The organism is Paracholeplasma vituli (genome assembly GCF_025446935.1).
Lineage (GTDB): Bacteria > Bacillota_I > Bacilli_A > Acholeplasmatales > UBA5453 > Paracholeplasma > Paracholeplasma vituli.
Genome location: NZ_JAOEGN010000006.1, coordinates 47,410 through 70,211, shown reverse-complemented (window position 1 = coordinate 70,211; position 22,802 = coordinate 47,410). Strand labels below are relative to the sequence as shown.

Below are 22,802 nucleotides of genomic sequence, written 5' to 3'. Positions count from 1 at the left end.
GAATTTAATAATGAAAAAGATTTTGGTATTACTACTTGTAGTAGTAGCCGCTTTTGGTTTGTCTGCTTGTAAAGAAAAAGAATTCAAAGTAGACGGCGAATTCACAGCATTCGAACTTGGTGTTAGCAGTAATGCACCACAAGTTACAATGGTAACTGTTTCTATTGAAAAAGGTAAAATCGCTGGATACAACATCGACGTTCGTCAAGGTAAGAGAACTGCAACAGTAACTGGTGAAGGTGAAGCTGCAGTAACTACTTATTCATGGGCATGGAACGCAAAGACTAAAAAAGAACTTGGTGACGATTATGGTATGGCTAAAACCGAAGGCCAACTAGAATGGTACGAACAAGCCGCTAAGATTGAAGAATACCTATTAAAGAACGGTGTTGATTCATTAGACGGAACAGCAATCGGAACTGCATTTGCAGTTGATGCTATGGCTGGTGTTACAATCAAGAATGCTTATACTGCTGTTGCAAAAGCTGCAGTTGAATTAGCTAAACAAGGAAAATTCCAAACAGTATATTGCTCTGGTACAGACTTCTATTTCGCATCAATGGTCGTATCTCCTAAAGGTAAAGTTTCAGATTTAGTTATCGATACTCGTCAAGCTACTAAAGATGCTAACGCTGGTACATTCGCATGGAACGCTAAAACTAAACAAGAACTTGGTGCAGCATACGGTATGAAGGGTGTAGGTCCTAAATATGCGTATTCAAATGGTGCTTGGTCAGTAGTCGCTGGTCAAAAATCAACTCTTGAATGGAATGAACAAATCAAGTTAATTACTGATTATGTTAATGCAAATGGTTGGGATGGTTCAGTTGATCCACTAGTAGATCGTTCTGGTGCTAAAGGTGGCGTCCAAGTTGATGCATTAGCAGGTGTAACAATCAAAACTTCTGGATATTTCACACTACTTGATAACCTTTTCGGTGCAGTAGGCAAAGGAATCATCAAATAATTAATACTTAGTAACTAAAATGCTGTCGCGAGATGGCATTTTTTTTATCTAAACTTAACAAAAAAGACCAATTGCTTGGTCTCTTTCTTTAAAAGGGGTCAATTTGCATAAGCCATGTTCTGTTCTCTTTCGAGTGTAATCATTTATCTCTAGTGATAGCCCGAAACTACATTCATTTATGTGTTTCAGGTGCCCCTACCAAAATTTGGGTTACTAGCTTGTGGGGTTTACCGCGTTTCATTCAATCGTTTCCAATTGACTCGTTTCTGTGGCACGTTATGGGGAATCACATAGTTACCTTTAGTGACCCTACCCGCCATTACACTTTCGTGTATCCTAAGTTATTCTTTCCTTAGGCACAAACACTACAGTCATCGCAGACTGTGCTAGCATGGACTTTCCTAACCGGTTACCCGGCTCGATTACCTTCAATTGACGTCATTAATTCTATAGCATATTCGACTAAATGTCAAGGTTTAATAAAGATATATGTGATACCATCATTGCCTTTTCGATAGTCCGAATCAGTTTGAATTAATGGCTTATATTTTTGTATGAGATCCGCGTAGCCCATAAAGGAAACCAATGCTTCTCCTGGTATGTAATCTTGGATTTGATGTTGAGCCTTTAGTGTTTCTAAAGTAGTGTGAACCATTTGTTTAATCTTACCACCAACACCTGTTGAACCATATCCATGGATAATTTTTATGACTTTTTCATTTTTGTGAATACGGATACCATTCAATAGACGTGCACTTGCAACGGAAACTAAAGGTTTATCGGATTTGATATCAATTGTAATCATCATAGACTCCTATTAAAAAAGATGCCAAAGCATCTTTTCTTATTTTTTATTGTTCTAAAGCGTCTTTTCTAGATAAATCAATACGGCCTTTATCGTCGATACCGATGCATTTAACAAGGATGACATCACCGACAGAGACGATACCTTCGACTTTTTCAACGCGTTCTTTAGCTAACTTTGAAATGTGAACGAGGCCTTCTGTGCCTTTCCATAATTCTACGAAGCAGCCGAATTTTTCGATACGAACTACAGTACCTTCATAAATCTTGCCGATTTCAGCTTGACGAGTCAAGTTTTCAATCATCGCTTTAGCTTTCTTAATCCATTGCATGTCAGAGTGCATAATGAATACGCGACCATCTTGTTCGATATCAATCTTCACTTGGTTGCAATCCTCGATGATTTGGCTAATAATCTTACCACCGGCACCAATCACGTCACGAATCTTATCCGGATTAATCTTCATCATGACTACTTTTGGAGCGTATGGAGATAAGTCTTCACGAACTGTAGGAATGGTTTGTAACATGTGATTCAAGATTTCTAAGCGACCTTCTTTAGCTTGTGCTAAAGCTTCTCTTAGGATGTCTTCAGTTAGTCCATCAATCTTGATGTCCATTTGAAGTGCTGTAATACCGTCCTTTGTACCAGCAACTTTAAAGTCCATATCGCCGAAGTGGTCTTCTAAGCCTTGGATATCGGATAGGATGGTATATGCTTCACCTTTTTTAATTAAGCCCATCGCAATCCCTGCAACAGGGGCCTTTAATGGAACACCAGCAGCCATTAAGCTCATAACACCGGCACAGATGGAAGCCTGTGAGGTTGAACCGTTTGATTCAAGGATTTCTGAAACCACACGGATTGTGTATGGGAATTCTTCTTCATTTGGTAATACTTGAAGTATCGCTCTTTCACCAAGCGCACCGTGACCAATTTCACGACGACCAGGTGAACCGTAACGTCCAGTTTCACCAACTGAGAATTGTGGGAAGTTATAATGTAACATAAAGCGCTTAGAATCTTCAGGGGATAGACCATCAATAATTTGGTTTTCACCTAAGGAACCTAAAGTTGTGATAGATAATGCTTGGGTTTGACCACGTGTGAACAATGCAGACCCGTGAACACGAGGGAGTACATCGACACGGCTTGAAAGTGGACGAATTTCATTCACTTTACGACCATCTGGTCTTACTTTATCTTCGGTAATGAGGCGTCTAACTTCATCAATTTCGATGTTTTCAAGCGTCATCTTTACAGATTTCATATAGAGATCTTTGGCTTCTGAGTCAAATACTTTAACCCCTTCAACGTCTTTAAAGAACGCCTTATTGCCAAATTTTTCAATTGTTTCTTCAACAATCACGTCAATTGCGTGTTGTCTTTCGTGTTTACCTTTAACAGATACAGCTTCGACTAAGCGTGCTTCTGCAAAAGCTTTAACTGCTTTTTCAATGTCTTTATCTGCTTCAAATACTTCGAACGAAGCCTTTTCTTTACCAAGTTCTTTTTGAATCATCTCTTGGAATTCTACAATCTTCTTGATTTCAGCATGACCAAACATTAAGGCTGCTAACATATCTTCTTCAGAAACTTGTTTTGCGCCTGCTTCAACCATGTTGATGGCTTCTTTAGTACCTGCAACGGTTAAGTCGATGTCGCTTTGTTCCATTTCAGCAACTGTTGGGTTGATGATAAGTTTGCCATTGATGCGACCTACGATCACACCTGCAACACCCATTTTAAATGGAATATTTGAAATCATCAAAGTTAAGGATGAACCAATTAACGCAGTCATTTCTGGGGTTGCGTCATGATCAGATGACATAACGGTATTGATGATTTGAACTTCGTTTCGGTAACCATCTGGGAATAATGGACGGATTGGTCTGTCAATTAAACGGGAGGTTAGGGTTTCGTGTTCGGATGGACGTCCTTCACGTCTTAGGAATCCGCCAGGGATTTTACCAGCTGCGTATAGTTTTTCTTGATATAGCACAGTTAGTGGGAAAAAGTCTTGTGTGGATGCAGTGTCTTTTGCAACCGCTACAGATAATACTGCTGAATCTCCGTAATAAAGCATCGCAGCAGCGTTGGCTTGTTTAGCTAATTCGCCGATTTCGACTCTTAGCGTACGGCCACCAATGACCGTTTCATAAATTCGTTTTTCGCTCATAATATAAAAATCTCCTTCATTTTATATTTTCTATCTATTTATATATGTATGCCTTAATCATTATACACCAAATAGGGCTTGTTTACTAGTAAAAAAAAGATTGCTTTCGCAATCTTTTAGCCACGTAGATTGAGTTTTTCAATCAAAGCAGTGTAAGCGACTAAATCAGCTTTCTTTAGGTAAGCTAATAATCTCTTACGTTGACCAATCTTTTGGAATAGGCCGCGTTTCGAATGGAAATCGTGTGTATGAATAGCTAAGTGAGCATTCAATTGGTTGATTTCTTCGGTTAGGACTGCGATTTGAACTTGTGCAGATCCTGTGTCTTTATCATTGATTTGGAAATCTTTGATAAGCGCTTGCTTCTTTTCTTTTGTAATTGCCATGTTTTTTATCCCTTTCTCGTTTAACTAAAGACTAGGAGGCACCCATAATCCTTGTCAACGCCATTAACATTTTAACATAAATTGAGTGAAATGCAAGAACTAAATCTTAATAAATTGTTCTACATTGATGACAAATACGGTAGAGCCACCGACTTTGACTTCAACAGGTAAACTTGAGAACATACCGAATTCACTAATAATGGAATTTGGAACAAGTTTTGCACGTGTTTTGCTGTGTTCTTCGATGATTTCTAGAATTCTTGGTACTTTTTCATCGTTAGTACCAATGAGGAAAGTTGTATTGCCTGTTAAAAGAAATCCACCGGTTGTTGCTAGTTTTGTTACAAAATAATTTTCCTTAACTAAACCTTTGGATACCTTGTTTGCATCATCGTTGGATATAATTGCTAAGACTAATTTCATAGTATACACCACCTTACCCTTATTTTAACACACGGTTACTCGCATATCAATTGTTAGGATGAAAAATACTAAAATATGTAAACGGATTAAGCATCAATTTCACAACCACCCGAGGATAATCGCTTGACATCAAGAACATCCTTTTGGAGTTGTGCAATTAAGGCTTCTTTGGATTTGAATTGTTGTTCTGGTCTAAGATAAAGTCTAAAGAAGATTTCGAGCTTCTTTCCATAAATTGTTTCATTAAAATCTAGGATATAGACTTCGACACGCTTTTTTACACTATAATTGATCGTTGGGTTATACCCGATATTGAGTGCCCCAGGATAGAGGTTACCTTCATAAAGAACATCCACATAATAAACACCATTTGGTGGAAGCACATAGGTTTCTAAATCTAGATTTGCTGTAGGCATCCCTAAGGTACGTCCGACTTTATCTCCATGAATAACGACCCCTTCGATACTATAAGGTCTACCTAGTAAGAGTTCTGCTCGAGCGAGCTCACCACTATATAGAAGATCTTTTATATAGGTTGTAGAAATACGAGTATCTTGATGGGTTATATTATCTAATATGATCACTTCGAAATGTTGTTTTAAGTCTTCTACATGGCCTGAAGCATGTGAAGCAAAACGGAAATCTACACCTAGGACTAAACGTTTAACATTGAGTGCTTTTAATTGAGCAATAAAGGCTTCTTTAGTTGTTGAAGCCATTTGTAGGTCAAAATTCGCGATGAATAAATGTTCAATTCCCATGGATTCAATGAGTCTGATCTTCTTTTCTAAAGACATCAAAATAACATGGTCTTTCATACCGCGTAGAACTTTCATTGGATGAGGTGAAAAAGTCAATACCGCACTTTCAGTATCTGGAAAATGAGTTTTTTGAATTAGGCCTTGATGCCCCAAGTGTAATCCATCAAAATTACCAATTGTCATGGTTAATGGTCGGTCATTTTTGAATGCGTGAAAATCATTAATTTGTAAGTCCATCTTCATTCTCCTAACTGGATTAAGGGTTTATAATTCTTACCATCTTTCTTGAAGATCGCGATGGGTTGTTCTTGTTTATTATAAGCCGTAAATGGCCCTTCCATAGTCGTTTGTCGTTCATCGAGACGGACACCATTGCGAATGAGTGGAATTAAGTAGTCCTCAATCACCAATTTTGGAAGGGATTTTGCGTAATCTTCTAAGCTGAAATTTGGTAATGTAAATTCATCGATTTCCGTTAAACGGTAAGCAGTGGATATAGAATATCGCCCAGATTGTGTTCTTCTGAGTGCACTTAAATGACTAGGAATGCCTAAAACTATCCCAAAATCATGTGCAATGGATCGAATATAGGTACCTTTTGAGACCTCAATCTCAAAGGAAAAACTGTTTTGGATTAAGGCAGTTGTCCGAACGAAACTAAGGATTTCCATAGGACGTTCTTCGATTTCAATTGATTGTTCTTGTCGAGCATATTGATACAATTTTTTACCTTGAATTTTAATCGCTGAGTAAATTGGTGGAACTTGAGAATCCTTCACTAAAAACGATTTAATGGTCGTATCAATATCGAGTTCATTCAAGGTAAAATCAGTCATAGTTTCCGTGATTTTACCCAAACGGTCGTAGGTATCTGTAGCAGTACCAAAAGTTATGGTACCTTGATAAGATTTAGTTTCCGAGGTTAATAAATCGGATAGTTTGGTCGCTTTTCCAACGAGGACCACCAACAAACCTGTGGCCATAGGGTCGAGTGTTCCCGCATGTCCGATTTCTTTTGTATTGAGTTTTCCGCGAAGTTTTCTAATAACATCAAAGGATGTCATACCTGCGGGTTTATCGATTAAGAAGATGCCTTCCATAATATCACCATTTCTATTATACAATAAAATGAAAAGATTACTCGAAAAACATGATTTCGAGTATAATAATCTAGAGGTATTTTTTTATGATTATCATGCAAAAAACATTTAATGATCTTTCCACAACAGAACTCTATCAAATCCTTAAATTACGTAGTGATGTATTTGTCGTTGAACAAAATGCCGTGTATTTGGATTTAGACGATTTGGATTACCATTCCACACACTTTTTTGTCGTTGAAAACAACGAAATTGTCTCTTATGTGAGAACAATTCCCTTTGGATATAAATTTGAAGATGCATCTTCTTTAGGCCGTGTGGTTACCTATCCTAAAGCACGTGGTAAAGGCTATTCTAGACAATTGATCAATCGTGCGATTGAACACTTATTTAAAACTGAATCAATCATTCGAATCGAAGGTCAAAGTTACTTAAAAGCATTTTATGAAAGTTTTGGGTTTGTCGTAACTAGTGACATATACTTAGTCGATGGCATCGATCATTACGCTTTAGAATTAAAAAAGCGCTCGTAAATTACGAACGCTTTAAACTACACGGTGAAGACCGTGTTTTTTATTTGTTATTTGCTTGAATCCATTTCCAAACAGCATCTTTAGGAGCGAAACCACTTTGTCTAGAGACTTCGACACCGTCTTTAAATAAAATCAAAGTTGGGACACTGGTAATACCGTAAGTTTCTTTTGCTAAAGGTCTGTATTGGTCAATATCCACTTTTACAAATGGAATTTGAGGTTGTTCTTCAGATAACGACTCAAGTTGTGGCATCAACATTTTGCATGGGCCACACCAGGTTGCGAAAAAATCTACTAAGACAAGGCCTTGACGTCCCACTACTTTTTCAAAATCACTGCCATCATACGTAATAAGCATAAAATACCCTCCATTTAATCTTTACTTAAGTTCATTATAAAGTATGTAAACGCTTAATTCAAGCCTAAAGCAATCTTATTTTAAAGTAATAATGGTCACACCTTGAAGGCCTTCACCTTCACCACCATAGCGATAACCAGATACATAAGGTGAATTTTTAATTACATCATAAACGGCTTTACGGACTGCTCCAGTACCAAAACCATGAATAATTCGTACTGTACGCATGTGATTCAACACAGCTGTATCTAAGAATTTTTCCAATTCTTCTTTAACGTCCTCAAAGCGATAACCACGTAAATCAAGTTCCATTTTGACATCATTTGAAGGTAATTTTGACTCAACAGGTTTAGATCTAATGACGCGTGGTCTTATTTTAGGTTCTTCCGTAGGTTTGAGGTCTTTTGGATCAAACAAGAGTTCAAACACCCCAAATTTTACTTTGAACTGGTTTTTCACTTTTTGAGTGATAACACCGTTTTGATCGTAAGACTTGATGAATACATGGTCGCCTACTTTTAGGTCGCGAATGATTTCTTTTGGAATATCATCGAAATCCAACTGTTTAAACTCATATTTAATTTGGGCAATCTCATGGTCTTTTAAATCCTTCATCGATAGGATTTCAATGAGTTCTTGAGCTTTCTCAAGATTCGCCTTCATTTGCTTATCAGCTTGGGCTTTGGTCTTCGCTAGAATAGCATCCTTTTCTGCTTCAAGAATTTCGATTTTTTTCGCATAATCCGCCTTTAATGCTTGAATGCGATCGAGTTCTTCAGTCAAGGCTTGTTCTTTCTTCTTAACGTTTAGGGATTCCTCTTCAAACGCTTTGATTGACTTCGTTAAGTCATTTTCCTTGAGCTTAGAATAACCTTTCGCTAAATCAATGACAGTGTCGTTTAAACCGAGTTTCTTCGCGATATAAAGGGCATTGGATGCACCACTGATACCATAATTAATGCGGTATAAAGGTTTTAAGGTGTCGTTATCAAATGCGACGCTGGCGTTCGCGATGTGTGGATGTGTATAGGCATAAACTTTAAGTTCTGAATAGTGAGTTGTGACAATCATTCTTAGATTATAGGGTTCTAAATAATCTAAAATGCCCATTGCGAGAGCACTACCCTCTTGTGGGTCTGTACCACTTCCGAGTTCGTCAAATAGAATAAGGATATCGTCACTGGCCACATCGACAATTTGCTTAATGCGTTTCATATGAGATGAGAACGTCGATAAGGATTGCAATATCGATTGTTCATCCCCAATATCAGCATAAACCCCTTTAAACATCGATAGGTGACCTGTGGATTTCATCGGGACTAATAGACCTGATTGAGCCATTAGAGTTAGCAATCCAGTTGTTTTTAACGCAACCGTTTTACCACCGGTGTTTGGTCCAGATATCAGGATGGTGCGTTTGATTTTGTTCAGTTCTAGTGAAATCGGGACGACTACTTTAGGATCAATTAACGGGTGTCTTGCATCGACGAGTTCGATATGCCCCTGATTGTTCATGTGCACAGGATACCCATCCATATCTAAAGCGTATTTGGCTTTAGCTTGTAATAAATCGAGAATTAATAACGCTTCTAAGTTCCCTTTTAGTTCTTCAACATCATGCTTCAAGGATGCTGAGATTTCTTCTAATATTTTAAGGATTTCTTGTTGTTCAGCAAAACTTAAGCGTTCAAGTTCTACAGTTTTTTCAATGGTTTCAATCGGTTCAATGAAAGCTGTTGTACCAGATGAGGATTCATCATGGATGATTCCCTTAAAACTGTGTTTAAAATCCGCTTTAACTGGTAAACAATAACGATTATTTCGCATGACAATCATTTGATCGTTTAATTGAGAAGCACGTTTTTGTAAAAGGCTATTGAGGATTTCTCGTCTTTGTTGTTCTAGACGTCGCATTTGCTTACGAATTTGACTTAACGCTTCTGAAGCCGTGTCTAATACTACGCCATCTGGATCGATTTTAGAGTCAATCAAAGATACTAAATGATCTGTAGGGAATAATTGTTCATATACAAATTGGAGTTTATCAAAAGGCATTTTGTTACGGATAATTTCACGAAATGACTGAATAATATCTCGTGTCATGACCATAAACAACCTCATACTGAGAACATCGTGTACGGAAAGAACTTGTCCTATTTGGATGGCGTTAAATAACTCATGAACATCATAGTCTTCGATAAAAGGAAAAGCCCCCATTCGAGCAATCAAATCTAGGGTTTGTTTTGTTTTAAGTATTTCATTATTAACCGTTTCTAGGTCCGTAAAAGGGACTAGGTTAAGGATATTTTGTCGAGTTGTATCACACATCGCGTATTTGGATATTCGCGCCAATACGACATCAAACTCGAGCGCTTTCATAGCGTAACTCATAGTATCACCTATTACATTCTATCAAATTTTATGGTATAATCATATATAGTCAGGAGAAATTATATGGCAAATTACAGTTTGAGTATATCACCCGAACAATTAAATACTTTAATCCATGCATATAAAACGTTCGAACGTGAGGCCTCGAATCAGTATGTAGCCTTTTCGGCTGTGAAAAATGGATTAACCATTCACGCTTATAAAACTGGTAAAGTCGTCCTTCAAGGCGACTACGAGCAAGAACTTAACCATATCAAAAGCATTCTAGGGATAGAAACCTACGCTGCGATTGGTTCGGATGAAGTTGGAACCGGGGATCTTTTTGGCCCCATCGTGGTCTGTAGTGCTTATGTTTCTAAAGAAGACATTGCTTTTTTAGAATCTTTAGGTGTTAAAGATTCGAAAGCCATGACCGACGCAATGATTTCTAAGATTGGACCGATTTTGGCCAATCGTCTCATCCACTCGATTTTAATACTTAATCCAGAGAAATATAATGAGATGGTTCGTAAAGGTTATAATATGAACAAAATAAAAGCCTATTTACATAACCACGCTATTATCAAGACATCTGAGAAACTATCGGATAAAGTACCTGTGATACTGGACCAATTTTGTGAACCACCGATTTATTTCAATTACTTGAAAACAGAAAAACTCATTTATCGTGATATTCAATTCTATACAAAAGCTGAAAGCGTACACATCAGTGTAGCTGCAGCTTCCATCATTGCACGTTATGCCTTCTTAGCGAAAATGCAACAATTTTCTAAGTATATGGGCATCACTTTGTTAAAGGGTGCTGGTAGCGAAGTGGATAAGCAATTAGTCGATATTTATAAATCTAGAGGTTACCAAGCGTTACCTCCAATTACGAAGTTAAACTTCAAGAATTTAGCGAAAAATCACATTGAAACACCCTTAAAAATAAATTGACCTCCACAAACGTGGAGGCCTTTTTTTTAGAGTTGATCATGTTCTAATTTATCAAGGGTTTCTTTGAAAACTTCAGGTGCTTCATGGGTGAATTCCAAGTACTCTCCTGTTCTTGGATGAATAAATCCAAGTGTTTTCGCGTGTAAGAACTGACCAGTTGTACCATAAATGGGTTTATGTCCATAAAGTGGGTCACCTAAGATTGGATGTCCAATGTATTGCATATGCACACGAATTTGGTGTGTTCTACCCGTTTCTAGTACACATTCAATAAAACTGTGTCTCTTATAGCGTTTTAGTACTCTAAAATGGGTAACTGCGAGTTTACCATTTTCGGTAACAGCCATTTTTAGACGATTCACTTCATCTCTTCCCACTGGGGTCGTAATGGTTCCAGAATCTTCTACAATTGGGTTCAGACAAATCGCTTCATAAACACGTCTAACGGTTTTATCTTGAAGTTGAATCACTAAGGATTCATGAGCAAAATTGGTTTTCGCAACAAGCAATAATCCCGAAGTATCTTTATCAATTCTATGAACAATACCTGGTCTTAGTGTACCATTGATGTCTGATAGGGTTTTAATTTGATGCTTCAGACCGTTCACTAAGGTGACTTCTTTGAAACTCACTGCCGGATGAACGACCATCCCTTGAGGCTTGTATACTACAGCGACATCATCGTCTTCATAGACGATTTCTAAGTTTAGATTGACAGGGTCAATTCGAATGACTTCATCAGTAGAAAATACGGTGAGTTCATCGTCAAAGCGAACAGCATAGCTCGGTTTGATAGGTTCACCTTCAATCAATACTTGTTTCGCATCAAACCATTTTTTAATTTGACTGCGAGTAGTTTCGGTTAATAATTGTGCTACAAATACGTCGGCTCTTAAGCCTACGTGTGCTGCTTCTACGTTAAATACCCATTTGTTCATCTTTTTGGCTCCAAGAAGAAAATATCAATTGCGAATAGAATAACACCGACAGTGAGTGCGGAATCCGCGACATTGAAGGTTGGAAATGTGTAACTACCAAAGGTAAATTGTAGAAAATCAATAACATAACGCAGACGAATTCTGTCGATAAAGTTACCCAATGTACCACCAATCATGAAGGAGACAGCGAGGCTGTAAACCCATTTGGTTTTAAAACTGATGGATTTGAATAAATAGATGAAGAAACCTAGTGAAACCAAGGTAACTAAGATGAGAAATAACCATTGTCCGGCAAAAATGCTCCATCCAGCCCCATCGTTGTGGTGTTCAACCAAATTGAAAAAATTTTTAATAATGACGATAGTTTGATCGCCTACATAAGTCACAGTAAGCCATTTAGTAAATTGGTCGACCAAGACGATTAGTCCAATGATGATAAAACCGATAATCATACGATGTATCCTCCAAAAATAAAATACAAGAGATAAACGAATCCAAACCATATTAATATGTAGAGTTTTGTTTTGAGTTCGAACAGCTGCTTTATTTTATCAAATTCTAAGTCTTTTGAATAGTCTTTTATCCATTCTGTTTGTAGTTTGTGACGTAAATAGATAAATAGCGCACCGATTAAAGCCCCATAGACAATCCAAACCTTCATATAGGTGACAAACATCATCAAATTAATAACGATAAGACTAGGCAAAAGGATGATTGCTAAGCTGAAAACGGTTGTATACAATGCATACAATAAGGCTTCCTTGAATGAAAGATTTTTATGATAGGCTTTATACTGCTTTTGGGTATTAAGACAATCGTGAAAGTACACTTTGAATGGCTTCATCGATGTCACCTACCTTTATCAGTTCAAATGTTGGGGATTTTAATGTTTCATAGACTTTCAGTGCAGCTTCATAGTTTTCGGCACCACATAGGAATATATCGATATTGTGATCATTAGCGGTGTATATTTTTTGTTCAATACCACCAATTGCGCCTATCGTACCATCCAATTCAATCGTACCTGTCCCTGCGATTTTAAGTTCTTTTAAATCAATATCGAGTAATTTCATGTATAAATCTAAAGTTTGAATCATCCCACCAGAGGGACCACCAACAAAATCGCTAGTGTGTGCCGTACTCAATAAAGGTATAGTGGTCAGTGTGTAGTAAGGTTCAAAACGAATACCGTAGCGATCCATGGTTGTGTTTTTATTCAGCGTTATTGTCAGACGTTCCTGCCCTCTTAAAACAACAACTTCGACTTGATCATTATTCGAAAATTGACCAAAGAGCGTTTCTTTAGATACACTATCAATAGTCATCGTATCGACTTCGATTAAAATATCACCCAAACGAATGTCATCTTGATAGGACTCCACGAAACTCGCAATATAACCTTTAAGAACATAGTCAATTTGGATGTTTGGATTCACTAGATTCGCCCTTGTGTAGGCTTGAATGGTTGCGTATTGATAACTCAATTCTTCTGCGATTTGACCCATTTTGAATTGGTCCATCACGCTCATACCTTCATAGGCTTTTGGTAATGTGGAGATATCGATTTGTTTAATAAGTTTCGCTATCCAGTATTGAAATAATGTGGGTTTATCCATACTGACCACATAAATCGTATAGAAATGCGGGTCTTGTTCAAGATTCACCTGGGTTTTTACAGGTGTTAAGTCACCTTTAAGAGTAAGGGTTTTATCGTTTAAACGATAGGTCACCGAAAATAGGATCGACACATAGACTAGGATGAGTACGATTGAAGTGACCTTATGCTTCCATAACCACTTCATGGTTTAATCTCAATTTGTCCCAAATGAAACTGACGGATTTTAACACCTGCAGCATTTAACATGCGCATCGCTGCGACATTAGACGGTGTATTTTCGTATTTATTTTCTTGATAGACGAGTTCTTTAATCCCACTTTGAATCAGTAATTTTGTACATTCATGACACGGAAAAAGCGTGACATAGCAAACCCCATTTTTAATCGATTGAGTTGCGTTTAAAATTGCATTGGCTTCTGCGTGAACGACATAAGGGTATTTGGTGTCCTGTAAGTCACCATCTTTTGTCCAAGGAAATTCATCGTCAGACAACTGTTGTGGTAATCCATTATAACCAATCCCGATGATGCGTTTATCGGTATTGATGATACAAGCGCCTACTTGGGTGTTTGGATCTTTAGATCTGAGTGCTGATAGTGAAGCAACCCCCATAAAGTATTGGTCCCATGAAATGTAGTCAGAGCGTTTCATTTACGTTCATCTGCTTTCAATAAGTCTAAGTTGACATGACAGTACCCATTTGGATTCTTGATTAAGTAATCTTGATGGTATTCTTCTGCTTTATAATAATTTTTTAAAGGTTCAACAACAACAGCGAACTTGCGTTCAGATAACGCTTGGCGTTTTTGAATGAATTCACGCGACACCAGTGCGTCGTTTTCAGATTCATAATAAACACCTGAGCGATATTGTAAGCCAATATCGTTACCTTGACGGTTAAGTGTATACGGGTTGATGATTCTAAAGAAATGTTCCAAAATGGTTGAAAGGGAAACGATGGTTTCATCATATTTGACTAATGTGACTTCAGCGTGCGTAGCCACTCCATTACAAACTTCTTGATAAGTCGGGTTTGGTTTGTTCCCGTTCGCATAACCAACTTCAGTATGATAGACCCCTTTTAAATCTCTAAAATAGGCTTGGACACCCCAAAAGCATCCACCTGCTAAAATGATTTTTTTCATAGATTAACCTCCAAATTGCTTTAATAATATCATACCTTAAAAACACATTTTTGACTAGAGAACCGACTAATATTTATAAACTATTCTAATTGTGGGAATTTCACTAAAATGCGTTATAAGCGATTATTAAAATAAAATCCCAATTCAATGATTAAACTGAACTGGGATAATTTATTCCATAAGTTACTACTTTTTGATGATTAAATTGAGTTCTTCAAGCTGAGCATCTGCAACTGTAGAGGGTGCTTGCATCATGAGGTCTCTCGCACTTTGTGTTTTTGGGAATGCGATAACATCTTTGATGTTCTTGGTGTGTGTCATAAGCATAACTAAACGGTCAAGACCTAATGCCAATCCACCATGTGGAGGTGTACCATACTTGAGTGCGCCTACTAAGAATCCAAAGCGTTCTTCAATCGTTTCATTTGATAATCCAATCGCTTCAAACATTTGTTGTTGGATGTGTGATTCGTGAATTCTCACGGACCCACCACCGAGTTCATAACCGTTTAAAACAATATCATACGCTTGTGCACGGCAGGCTTTTGGATTGGTTGTTAATAACGGTTTATCGGCTTCTTTAGGCGATGTAAATGGATGATGGGCAGCAGTTAATGAGCCGTCATCATTGACATCAAAGAGTGGCCAGTCTACAATCCAAACAAAACGGTAATCGTCATCAGAAGCTAAATTGAGGTAGTCACCAAGTTCTTTACGTAGTGCCCCTGCTGCTTTGGAGGCTGATTCATAATCCTTACCTGCAATAACCAATAATAAGTCATTATCATTTAAACCAGCTGTATGGATAAATGCATGTGGGTCTGTGATGTTCTTTAGTAAAGACCCCGATAATTCATGGTTCATTACTTTAAGGAAAGCAAGTGCGTCCCCATGATTTTTCTTCACAGTTAATGTGAATGCATCCAGTTCTTTTCTAGATAAATGGGCTCCATTTGGTACGACAAAACCTCTTACGGTTTTATTTGCTAAAAATGGAATTTCAAATGAATCTAGTAAAGGATTCAAGTCCTTTAACAATAAACCGAAACGAATGTCTGGTTTATCAGATCCGTATAAAGACATCGCTTTATCGAAGGACATGCGTTCAATTGGTAATTGAATTTCATGGTTTAGCACTTTTTTAAATGTATGAGCTAAGACACGTTCAACCATCGATTGAATTTCTTCTTCGCTTAAGAATGAAGTTTCGATATCCACTTGTGTGAATTCTAATTGACGGTCTGCACGAAGGTCTTCGTCTCTAAAGCAACGTGCAATTTGGAAATATTTTTCAAACCCAGCTACCATATATAATTGTTTATAGATTTGTGGGGATTGTGGTAGTGCATAAAATTCGCCAGCATATAATCTAGAAGGTACTAAGAAATCGCGTGCGCCTTCAGGTGTTGATTTACCTAAAATAGGGGTTTCAAATTCATTAAAATCTTCTGCCAATAACGCTTCACGGACAGCTTGTGTGATTTGAGCACGCTTAATTAAATAGTTTTGCATAACTGGACGTCTTAAGTCTAGATAGCGGTATTTTAAGCGTGTATCTTCTAAAGCAGTATCTTCATTTGAAATCCCAATTGGTGGGGTTTCAGCGGTATTAAGAATCTTTAAATATGTAATGTTGACTTCGATATCACCTGTAGCCATATTTGGATTTTTAGATTCACGTTCGATGACAGTCCCTTTTACGTCGATGACGTACTCACTTTTTAGAGTACTTGCAAGTTCATAGACTTCTTGTCCAGGTTGAACGAGTAATTGTGTAATCCCAAAACGGTCTCTTAAATCGATGAAGATTAAACCACCAAGATTACGTTTTCGTGCAACCCAGCCTTTGAGATGGACAGTTTGTCCTAAGTTTGATAGATTTAATTCGTTGTTATGATGCGTGTATGCCATATTATTTACCTAACCAGTCTTTGAGCGATCTAATCGCTATCTTTAGAGGAACTTCTTCCTGTTGTTGTGTTTCAGTATTCTTTAGAGAAATGGTCTTATTTTGAAGTTCAGTTTCACCAATGATTCCTAAGTATTTTGCATTCTTTTTTAAACCCGATTTTAGCTGGGCTTTAAAGGATGTCGAAACAAAATCCATATCGGCAACCATATTTTGATTTCTTGACTCAAATAGCAATTTAAGTGCCTGTGTGCGGGCATTCGCATCGGTTGCGATAAAGAAAATGTCTGTCCTTGGGTCTTGTTCGAAAGCGATATTTTCCGATTCCATGGCGATGATTAAACGTTCCATACCGAATGCAAATCCAATACCTGGTAAATCTGGTCCACCGAGTTCCTTAACTAATGATTGGTATCTACCCCCACCACCTAATACGTTTTGAGCACCAAATCCTTCAATATCGGCTTCGATTTCAAATACAGTGTGGGTGTAGTAGTCTAAACCACGTACCAATTTAGGTGCAATCTCATAGTCGATGTTTGCGACATCTAGATAAGTAAGCACACTTTGGAAATAGCGCTTAGAAAAATCATTTAAATAGTCTTGAGTCGTTGGTGCTTTTACGACAGCTGGGTGTTGACCATCGATTTTACAATCTAAAATGCGGAGTGGATTTTTATCAATACGTTGCTTACAATCTTCACATAAAGTATCTACATGAGGTTCAAAATGATTCTTAAGTGCTGCTTTAAACGCAGCTCTTGACTCATTATCACCTAAGGTATTGATTCTTACACGAACTCCTTTTAAACCTAATTTTTGGATGAATGAATAGGCTAAACCGATGACTTCTGCATCCAGTGCTGGGTCATTCGAACCGATTGCTTCGACACCAAATTGCGAGAATTGTCTAAAACGTCCTTTTTGAGGGCGTTCATAACGAAAATTAGGTCCAATGTAATATAGTTTATTCAGTGGTGTTTCAACGTAGAGTTTGTTTTCAACAAAACTACGGATAACACCCGCAGTACCTTCTGGTCTTAAAGTGAGTTCGCGATCTCCTTTATCCATGAAGTTATAGGTTTCTTTTGTCACCATATCGGATTGTTCGTTTTGGCGATGGAATACTTCCTTGTATTCAAATATGGGCGTTCTTACTTCTTGATATCCAAATAAAACACAGATTTGACGTGCTTTTTCCTCTAAAGTATGCCACTTATGAGATTCGTTGGGTAATACATCGTAAGTGCCTTTTGCTTTGCTGATCATTTTTGATTCCTCCATAGTTCGTATATATTAACGTCATGAAAACGTTGTGTTTTGGGATGAAAAAAGCTTTTTTTGCTAAGTTCAACAAATTGATACCCTGCTTTTAGGATGACGCGTTGGCTAGCCGTATTCTCAATAATATGTTTAATAACGACACGATCCATCTTTAAGTGGTTAAAAGCAACTTTCGTAACGGCTTTTAAACAATCGGTCATAATCCCTTGATTCCAATAGTCTCTGCTAAGAACATAGCCAATTTCACAGGTATTCATTTTACGATTGAAGGTATGAAACTCAATGGTTCCAATCATTTTAGCTGTCGCTTTATCGACAATCGCATAACCGATGGGTTCATTTCTCGATGTTCTTCGGAAGTAAGTGAATTTGATCATGGTGATAGCTTCTTTTAGAGTCTTGAAGGGGCCCCATGTCAAAAATTCGGTAGTAATAGGATCTTTACCTAACTCAAAAAAATCATTAGCATCCTTTTTTAAGAGTGTTCTTAGAATCACTTTATCCAATTCAATTGTTGGCATTTTTTGGCTAAATATCATAGATTTCACCTTAAAAAATAAAAAAGCGCCTTATTTCTAAGGACGCTAAACATGCGCGGTACCACCTTAGTTCTATGGATGCCCATAGCCCTCAAATTGAACGTCTTCCTGAAGTGTCCCTGGGGGGTGTTTCTAGATGCTTTCACCATTCATCCTCGCTATAAGAGATAACCAGCCCATTCTTTTCAATCATCAGACGATTAAATTACAAGTAAATGATACAATAACAACACCGATTTGTCAATCTTATAGAGAATCTTTAAATTGTCTAAGTTTCGCGTGAATCGGTTCTTTATAGAAGTTGTATGTGATGGTGATAAATAAGATAGCTGGGATGGAGATAAATACCCCAACCAAGCCAAAGAACGCTTGAGCAAGTAAAATCGCAGACACCGAGAGTAATGGGTTCAGTTTAAGTTGCTTCTTATAAATCATTGGATTGATTAAATACGCATCTAAGTTAGGGAAGATAAGAATAAATAATCCAATTGGAATGGAGGCGTACACGACTTCTGGTAAAGATAGCGCGATTAGTATCATGAAGAATGAGGATAGATACCCACCAAAATACGGCACAAGTGAGAATACGGAGACACACACACCTAAAACCAATGCATAGGTTCTATATTCTGGAATAAAAATGCCAATCAATAGGAATAAGCCTGCATATTCGATGAATTGAATTAAAGCAATAATGATTTCAGCCACTAAATAGTTCGTTAAATCATGATATAACTGCGAAACATATAAATACATTTTGTTTGTTTCACGAAGCAATAAATACTCTTTCGTACGGTTCTTAATGTTTTCAAAGTTGATGAGGAAGATAATCCCAACAATGACGATGACAGCTCCACTAAATATAGTAGAAACGACTAAATTAGCAGCATCCCCAGTAGCGGTAAAGAATGAAAAAATGTTATTGTAGATATCTTCAACAATGGTGGATAAGGAGAGTTCGACTGATGTTGTATCGATATTGAGTAAATCCCCAATTTGACTGAGTAAATTGGTTATTCCAACCGTAACATTACCTAAATCATCGATATAGGGTTTTACAAAAACGAACACAATAACCAAAACTATACCAATAATTAAAGCATAAAGTGACAATATCCCAACGACTCGTGGAATTTTCATTTTTTTCTCTAGTGTAGTCACAATCGGATTAAAAATGAATGCAATTGCAAACGCGATGATGATTGGCAACAATGCCATGATGGCCTTTTCAAATAGACTACCCCAAAGTGGTGATAGAATGTAAAGCATGTAAATGATCAGGAGTAATACCAGCACATTTACATAACGCCAATTGATTTTACTTTTCACTCGAAATCACTCCTTTGAATCGATAATGATGGTAACAGGACCTTGATTGATGAGTTCAATTTTCATGTCTTCTCTAAAGCGACCTGTTTCTACAATTGGTACCGATTTTCTTAAATCGATGGCTAAACGTTCATAATAACTTTTCGCCAGATCTGGTTTCGCACTCTCAGTGAATGATGGGCGATTATTCCCTTTCACTGAACCGAGCAACGTAAACTGGGAAATTAATAAAATACTACCATTAACTTGAGATAAACTCAAATTCATTTTAGCATTCTCGTCTTCGAATACTCTTAAAGCGAGTATTTTTTTTAGAATATATGCATAATCCGCTTCGGTGTCTGAAACATGAATACCGAGTAGGATTAAGTATCCTATCCCAATAGACCGGTGGTAATCGCCAACCTTAACCGATGCTTGTGTTACTCTTTGAATGACTACTTTCATTATTTAAATCTTCTTTCAATGTGATAAATGTTTGAAATCTTCATAAGATTGACCATGACATTCTCGATTTCTGCTTTATTACTAGCTAAAACCTTTAAAGTGATGATACTTTCAAGTTTAGCATTACTAATGGCATTGATTTCAGCGATGGTCAATGAGGTTGCATTAATCGTAGAAATGATTTCAGATAAGATATTCTCACGGTTTTGTCCGATAATTTGAATACGCGTAGGGTATTTGCGTGTTATATTGGTGGCCCAATATACATCCACAAACCGCATTTCGGTAAGATTTTTAACGTTAGGACAATTTTCATGGTGAACAGCGATACCGCTACCTTTAGTAACATAACCGACGATGGAATCACCAGGCACTGGTAAACAGCAGTTCGCAATCTTGATTTGAGGTGTAGATAGTCCTTCAACAATCAAACCAGATTCATGATTAGTGGTTAGAATGCGTTTAGCTTTATCGAGTTGACGTTGTAATAAAGTGTCTTTATCGAGCTCTTTACCACTTAGTTTCGCAATAACTGTCTTTGGACTGATGATACCTTTACCAACTTCAACATAGAGGTCTTCAACGGTTTCGGTCATGTTTTTGGAGAAATGTTTGGAGACAAACTCATCGTTAATTTGATTGAGATCCAGTTTGAGTGGCGCAGCTTCACGCTCAATCATGTCTTTACCCATTTGCAAGAGATTATCTTTGTTTAACTTGTTTAAGAAACCTTTAATCTTATGTCTTGCATGGGAGGACTTGGCCATTTTGAGCCAGTCTTCAGAAGGACCGGTTACGTTTTTTGAAGTTCTAATAGCGACAATATCACCAGTTTGAAGTTCATAATCGAGTGGAACAATACGGTTATTGACGGATGCACCCACCATCTTGTTACCGACATCTGAGTGGATTCGGTATGCGAAGTCAATTGGTGTAGATCCTTTAGTAAGCTCAACGACTTGACCTTTGGGTGTAAAGACATAAACGTTTGCTTCTAGGATGTCATTTTTAACGGTTTCAACAAACTCATCAGCACCTTCATTTTTGTCATCTGCATCTTCACTCATTTTGAGTAAATCCGCATACCATTTCAATTTTTGAGCAATTTCAAATTGTTCTTTTTCTTTAGAATACTCTTTAGATTCTTTATAGGCCCAATGGGCAGCAATCCCGTATTCCGCAACCTTATCCATTTCATAAGTACGAATTTGGACTTCAAAAATCGATCCATCGTCAGAAAGGATCGTAGTATGAAGCGACTGATACATGTTTGGTTTAGGTACAGCGATATAGTCTTTAAAGCGTTTTGGAATTGGGATAAAATGGGCATGAATGATACCTAAAACTTGGTAACAGTCTTCAATACGATCAACAATAACACGAATCGCGAGTATATCATAGATATCTTCGAAATCCTTGTTTTGTTTTGTCATTTTCTTGTAAATGGAGTAGATATTTTTTGTACGACCAGAGATTTGGTAATGTTCAACATGGTGGTCACCCAAATACTCTTTAATTTTGCTCATCATATGCTCAATGGATACATTCTTAACTATCGCTTGGTTTTCGATCATATTTTTAATGCGGTGATAGAATGGTCCATTCACGATGCGCAAAGATGAATCTTCTAATTCCGCTTTGATTTTGAATAACCCCAGACGGTGTGCGAGCGGTGCATATATTTCTAAGGTTTCATTGGCAATTTTGAGTTGTTTCTCACTGGATTGATAATGAATCGTACGCATATTATGCAAACGGTCAGCAATCTTAATTAACACAACACGAATATCTTTGCCCATCGCCAATAGCATTTTTTGATGGTTATCCGCTTGTGAGATGGATTGGTTATAAGAAATCTTACCAATTTTAGTCACACCGTCGACCAATTGTGCGACTTCTTCACCAAACTGATTTTTTAAATCATCGTAGGTCGTATTGGTATCTTCTAAAGTATCATGTAATAAGGCTGCAATCAGAGTATTTGGACCCGCCGATAACTCGCTTAGAATATAAGCTACAGCGAGTGGGTGAGTGATATATGGTGCTCCACTTTTGCGAACCTGTCCAGCATGCTTAAAAGACGACAATTGATATGCCGCCTCAAGTCGTGCCAAGTCTGTTTCGCGTCGGATATATGTCTTGACATTTTCGATTAATTTTTCAAATGTCATCAATGTTTCCAAAATATCACCTAGTATTTCAAGGATGCAAAAATCGGGTATTTAGATAATTTTTCTCTGCCTTTTAAAGCTTCAAGTTCAATGAAAAATGCCGCGCCAACGACTTCGCCACCGAGTTTTTCTACAAGTTGAACTGTTGCCTCAACGGTACCACCGGTTGCAAGTAAATCATCGACAATGAGGACACGGTCACCTTTCTTCACTGCATCAGCGTGTAAAGAAAGTTCGTTAGAACCGTATTCTAGATCGTATTTTACTGTCACGGTTTCACGAGGGAGTTTACCTGGTTTACGAACTGGAGCAAATCCAAGGTTTAATGCATAAGCAACAGGACATCCAAAAATGAATCCACGAGCTTCTGGGCCAATGATTAATGTTGCGTTTACTTCTTTAGCAAAACGAACCATCTCATCACATGCGTATTTATAAGCTTCACCGTTCAACATAAGTGGTGTAATATCTCTAAATAAAATGCCTTCTTTGGGAAAATTCTCAATTGATGCAATATAATCTTTTAAATTCATACAATACCTCCGTATAACATGAATATTTTACTATAAAATGGGTATTTTTA

At 37.4% G+C, this 22,802-nt stretch carries 24 protein-coding genes and 1 other RNA gene; 3 read left to right on the top strand and 22 right to left on the bottom strand.

Annotation, left to right across the window (positions count from 1 at the left end):
- The first annotated feature begins 10 nt into the window (after positions 1 to 10).
- Positions 11 to 967 (top strand): hypothetical protein, encoded by a 957-nt coding sequence (locus N7603_RS04285; protein WP_262096120.1) that lies wholly within the window; start codon positions 11 to 13, stop codon positions 965 to 967.
- A 103-nt stretch (positions 968 to 1,070) separates the two neighbouring features.
- Here N7603_RS04285 and rnpB read toward each other — a convergent pair.
- From rnpB to truB, 7 genes are all read right to left on the bottom strand, one after another.
- Positions 1,071 to 1,401: RNase P RNA component class B (gene rnpB, locus N7603_RS04280), an RNA gene on the bottom strand.
- 35 nt (positions 1,402 to 1,436) lie between these two features.
- Positions 1,437 to 1,772 carry a hypothetical protein gene (locus N7603_RS04275; RefSeq protein WP_262096119.1) on the bottom strand — a complete coding sequence of 112 codons (336 nt, stop codon included), beginning with the start codon at positions 1,770 to 1,772 and terminating at the stop codon, positions 1,437 to 1,439.
- A gap of 46 nt (positions 1,773 to 1,818) precedes the next feature.
- A complete protein-coding gene (locus N7603_RS04270) occupies positions 1,819 to 3,951 on the bottom strand; it encodes a polyribonucleotide nucleotidyltransferase (RefSeq protein ID WP_262096118.1) in 2,133 nt (710 codons plus the stop codon).
- A gap of 116 nt (positions 3,952 to 4,067) precedes the next feature.
- Entirely contained in the window at positions 4,068 to 4,337 is a 270-nt protein-coding gene (gene rpsO, locus N7603_RS04265; RefSeq protein WP_262096117.1) for a 30S ribosomal protein S15, read from the bottom strand.
- 99 nt (positions 4,338 to 4,436) lie between these two features.
- A complete protein-coding gene (locus N7603_RS04260; RefSeq protein WP_262096116.1) occupies positions 4,437 to 4,760 on the bottom strand; it encodes a cyclic-di-AMP receptor in 324 nt (107 codons plus the stop codon).
- 86 nt (positions 4,761 to 4,846) lie between these two features.
- Positions 4,847 to 5,758, bottom strand: a complete 912-nt coding sequence (locus tag N7603_RS04255) for a bifunctional riboflavin kinase/FAD synthetase (RefSeq protein ID WP_262096115.1) — start codon at positions 5,756 to 5,758, stop codon at positions 4,847 to 4,849.
- Between the two features lie 2 nt (positions 5,759 to 5,760).
- Entirely contained in the window at positions 5,761 to 6,621 is an 861-nt protein-coding gene (gene truB / locus N7603_RS04250; protein WP_262096114.1) for a tRNA pseudouridine(55) synthase TruB, read from the bottom strand.
- A gap of 86 nt (positions 6,622 to 6,707) precedes the next feature.
- On the opposite strand from truB, the gene N7603_RS04245 reads away from it, so the two are divergent.
- A complete protein-coding gene (locus tag N7603_RS04245; RefSeq protein ID WP_262096113.1) occupies positions 6,708 to 7,154 on the top strand; it encodes a GNAT family N-acetyltransferase in 447 nt (148 codons plus the stop codon).
- A 40-nt stretch (positions 7,155 to 7,194) separates the two neighbouring features.
- On the opposite strand, the gene trxA is transcribed toward N7603_RS04245, so the two are convergent.
- Both trxA and N7603_RS04235 read right to left on the bottom strand, forming a co-directional pair.
- Positions 7,195 to 7,512, bottom strand: coding sequence for a thioredoxin (gene trxA, locus N7603_RS04240; protein WP_262096111.1), 318 nt, complete (start codon positions 7,510 to 7,512; stop codon positions 7,195 to 7,197).
- A 75-nt stretch (positions 7,513 to 7,587) separates the two neighbouring features.
- Positions 7,588 to 9,903 (bottom strand): endonuclease MutS2, encoded by a 2,316-nt coding sequence (locus N7603_RS04235; protein WP_262096110.1) that lies wholly within the window; start codon positions 9,901 to 9,903, stop codon positions 7,588 to 7,590.
- 63 nt (positions 9,904 to 9,966) lie between these two features.
- Between N7603_RS04235 and rnhC the strand changes: the two genes are divergently transcribed.
- A complete protein-coding gene (rnhC, locus tag N7603_RS04230; RefSeq protein ID WP_262096109.1) occupies positions 9,967 to 10,839 on the top strand; it encodes a ribonuclease HIII in 873 nt (290 codons plus the stop codon).
- Positions 10,840 to 10,865: 26 nt separating this feature from the next.
- Here rnhC and N7603_RS04225 read toward each other — a convergent pair whose 3' ends face one another.
- The 13 genes from N7603_RS04225 to N7603_RS04165 all read right to left on the bottom strand — a co-directional run bounded on the left by N7603_RS04225 (position 10,866) and on the right by N7603_RS04165 (position 22,752).
- Entirely contained in the window at positions 10,866 to 11,777 is a 912-nt protein-coding gene (locus tag N7603_RS04225; RefSeq protein WP_262096108.1) for an RluA family pseudouridine synthase, read from the bottom strand.
- Positions 11,774 to 12,229, bottom strand: coding sequence for a signal peptidase II (gene lspA / locus N7603_RS04220; RefSeq protein WP_262096107.1), 456 nt, complete (start codon positions 12,227 to 12,229; stop codon positions 11,774 to 11,776). Before lspA ends, N7603_RS04225 begins: the two co-directional genes overlap by 4 nt.
- Positions 12,226 to 12,621 carry a hypothetical protein gene (locus N7603_RS04215; protein WP_262096106.1) on the bottom strand — a complete coding sequence of 132 codons (396 nt, stop codon included), beginning with the start codon at positions 12,619 to 12,621 and terminating at the stop codon, positions 12,226 to 12,228. Before N7603_RS04215 ends, lspA begins: the two co-directional genes overlap by 4 nt.
- Positions 12,584 to 13,579: a S16 family serine protease gene (locus N7603_RS04210; protein WP_262096105.1), complete on the bottom strand. Its 996-nt coding sequence runs from the start codon at positions 13,577 to 13,579 to the stop codon at positions 12,584 to 12,586. Before N7603_RS04210 ends, N7603_RS04215 begins: the two co-directional genes overlap by 38 nt.
- Complete coding sequence (locus tag N7603_RS04205) at positions 13,576 to 14,046, bottom strand: deoxycytidylate deaminase (protein WP_262096104.1); 471 nt, start codon at positions 14,044 to 14,046, stop codon at positions 13,576 to 13,578. The genes N7603_RS04210 and N7603_RS04205 overlap by 4 nt, the downstream gene beginning before the upstream one ends.
- On the bottom strand, positions 14,043 to 14,540 hold the full coding sequence (msrA, locus tag N7603_RS04200; RefSeq protein ID WP_262096103.1) for a peptide-methionine (S)-S-oxide reductase MsrA: 498 nt from the start codon (positions 14,538 to 14,540) through the stop codon (positions 14,043 to 14,045). Before msrA ends, N7603_RS04205 begins: the two co-directional genes overlap by 4 nt.
- Positions 14,541 to 14,726: 186 nt before the next feature.
- Positions 14,727 to 16,451 carry an aspartate--tRNA ligase gene (gene aspS, locus N7603_RS04195; protein ID WP_262096102.1) on the bottom strand — a complete coding sequence of 575 codons (1,725 nt, stop codon included), beginning with the start codon at positions 16,449 to 16,451 and terminating at the stop codon, positions 14,727 to 14,729.
- 1 nt (position 16,452) lies between these two features.
- The gene (hisS, locus tag N7603_RS04190) at positions 16,453 to 17,718 is read right to left on the bottom strand and encodes a histidine--tRNA ligase (RefSeq protein WP_262096101.1); all 1,266 of its coding nucleotides are present in this window, start codon (positions 17,716 to 17,718) and stop codon (positions 16,453 to 16,455) included.
- On the bottom strand, positions 17,715 to 18,272 hold the full coding sequence (locus tag N7603_RS04185; protein ID WP_262096100.1) for a GNAT family N-acetyltransferase: 558 nt from the start codon (positions 18,270 to 18,272) through the stop codon (positions 17,715 to 17,717). Before N7603_RS04185 ends, hisS begins: the two co-directional genes overlap by 4 nt.
- Positions 18,273 to 18,518: 246 nt before the next feature.
- Positions 18,519 to 19,601 carry an AI-2E family transporter gene (locus N7603_RS04180; RefSeq protein ID WP_262096099.1) on the bottom strand — a complete coding sequence of 361 codons (1,083 nt, stop codon included), beginning with the start codon at positions 19,599 to 19,601 and terminating at the stop codon, positions 18,519 to 18,521.
- Positions 19,602 to 19,607: 6 nt separating this feature from the next.
- Positions 19,608 to 20,048 carry a D-aminoacyl-tRNA deacylase gene (gene dtd, locus N7603_RS04175; protein WP_262096098.1) on the bottom strand — a complete coding sequence of 147 codons (441 nt, stop codon included), beginning with the start codon at positions 20,046 to 20,048 and terminating at the stop codon, positions 19,608 to 19,610.
- Entirely contained in the window at positions 20,048 to 22,231 is a 2,184-nt protein-coding gene (locus N7603_RS04170; RefSeq protein ID WP_262096097.1) for a RelA/SpoT family protein, read from the bottom strand. The genes dtd and N7603_RS04170 overlap by 1 nt, the downstream gene beginning before the upstream one ends.
- An 8-nt stretch (positions 22,232 to 22,239) precedes the next feature.
- Positions 22,240 to 22,752 (bottom strand): adenine phosphoribosyltransferase, encoded by a 513-nt coding sequence (locus N7603_RS04165; RefSeq protein ID WP_262096096.1) that lies wholly within the window; start codon positions 22,750 to 22,752, stop codon positions 22,240 to 22,242.
- Between the last annotated feature and the right edge of the window lie 50 nt (positions 22,753 to 22,802).

What these genes read in the sequence shown, in the direction of transcription:
- N7603_RS04285 (WP_262096120.1), top strand. Translation starts at nt 11, where the DNA reads ATGAAAAAGATTTTGGTATTACTACTTGTAGTAGTAGCCGCTTTTGGT.
- N7603_RS04275 (WP_262096119.1), bottom strand. Translation starts at nt 1,772, where the DNA reads ATGATTACAATTGATATCAAATCCGATAAACCTTTAGTTTCCGTTGCA.
- N7603_RS04270 (WP_262096118.1), bottom strand. Translation starts at nt 3,951, where the DNA reads ATGAGCGAAAAACGAATTTATGAAACGGTCATTGGTGGCCGTACGCTA.
- rpsO (WP_262096117.1), bottom strand. Translation starts at nt 4,337, where the DNA reads ATGGCAATTACAAAAGAAAAGAAGCAAGCGCTTATCAAAGATTTCCAA.
- N7603_RS04260 (WP_262096116.1), bottom strand. Translation starts at nt 4,760, where the DNA reads ATGAAATTAGTCTTAGCAATTATATCCAACGATGATGCAAACAAGGTA.
- N7603_RS04255 (WP_262096115.1), bottom strand. Translation starts at nt 5,758, where the DNA reads ATGGACTTACAAATTAATGATTTTCACGCATTCAAAAATGACCGACCA.
- truB (WP_262096114.1), bottom strand. Translation starts at nt 6,621, where the DNA reads ATGGAAGGCATCTTCTTAATCGATAAACCCGCAGGTATGACATCCTTT.
- N7603_RS04245 (WP_262096113.1), top strand. Translation starts at nt 6,708, where the DNA reads ATGATTATCATGCAAAAAACATTTAATGATCTTTCCACAACAGAACTC.
- trxA (WP_262096111.1), bottom strand. Translation starts at nt 7,512, where the DNA reads ATGCTTATTACGTATGATGGCAGTGATTTTGAAAAAGTAGTGGGACGT.
- N7603_RS04235 (WP_262096110.1), bottom strand. Translation starts at nt 9,903, where the DNA reads ATGAGTTACGCTATGAAAGCGCTCGAGTTTGATGTCGTATTGGCGCGA.
- rnhC (WP_262096109.1), top strand. Translation starts at nt 9,967, where the DNA reads ATGGCAAATTACAGTTTGAGTATATCACCCGAACAATTAAATACTTTA.
- N7603_RS04225 (WP_262096108.1), bottom strand. Translation starts at nt 11,777, where the DNA reads ATGAACAAATGGGTATTTAACGTAGAAGCAGCACACGTAGGCTTAAGA.
- lspA (WP_262096107.1), bottom strand. Translation starts at nt 12,229, where the DNA reads ATGATTATCGGTTTTATCATCATTGGACTAATCGTCTTGGTCGACCAA.
- N7603_RS04215 (WP_262096106.1), bottom strand. Translation starts at nt 12,621, where the DNA reads ATGAAGCCATTCAAAGTGTACTTTCACGATTGTCTTAATACCCAAAAG.
- N7603_RS04210 (WP_262096105.1), bottom strand. Translation starts at nt 13,579, where the DNA reads ATGAAGTGGTTATGGAAGCATAAGGTCACTTCAATCGTACTCATCCTA.
- N7603_RS04205 (WP_262096104.1), bottom strand. Translation starts at nt 14,046, where the DNA reads ATGAAACGCTCTGACTACATTTCATGGGACCAATACTTTATGGGGGTT.
- msrA (WP_262096103.1), bottom strand. Translation starts at nt 14,540, where the DNA reads ATGAAAAAAATCATTTTAGCAGGTGGATGCTTTTGGGGTGTCCAAGCC.
- aspS (WP_262096102.1), bottom strand. Translation starts at nt 16,451, where the DNA reads ATGGCATACACGCATCATAACAACGAATTAAATCTATCAAACTTAGGA.
- hisS (WP_262096101.1), bottom strand. Translation starts at nt 17,718, where the DNA reads ATGATCAGCAAAGCAAAAGGCACTTACGATGTATTACCCAACGAATCT.
- N7603_RS04185 (WP_262096100.1), bottom strand. Translation starts at nt 18,272, where the DNA reads ATGATATTTAGCCAAAAAATGCCAACAATTGAATTGGATAAAGTGATT.
- dtd (WP_262096098.1), bottom strand. Translation starts at nt 20,048, where the DNA reads ATGAAAGTAGTCATTCAAAGAGTAACACAAGCATCGGTTAAGGTTGGC.
- N7603_RS04165 (WP_262096096.1), bottom strand. Translation starts at nt 22,752, where the DNA reads ATGAATTTAAAAGATTATATTGCATCAATTGAGAATTTTCCCAAAGAA.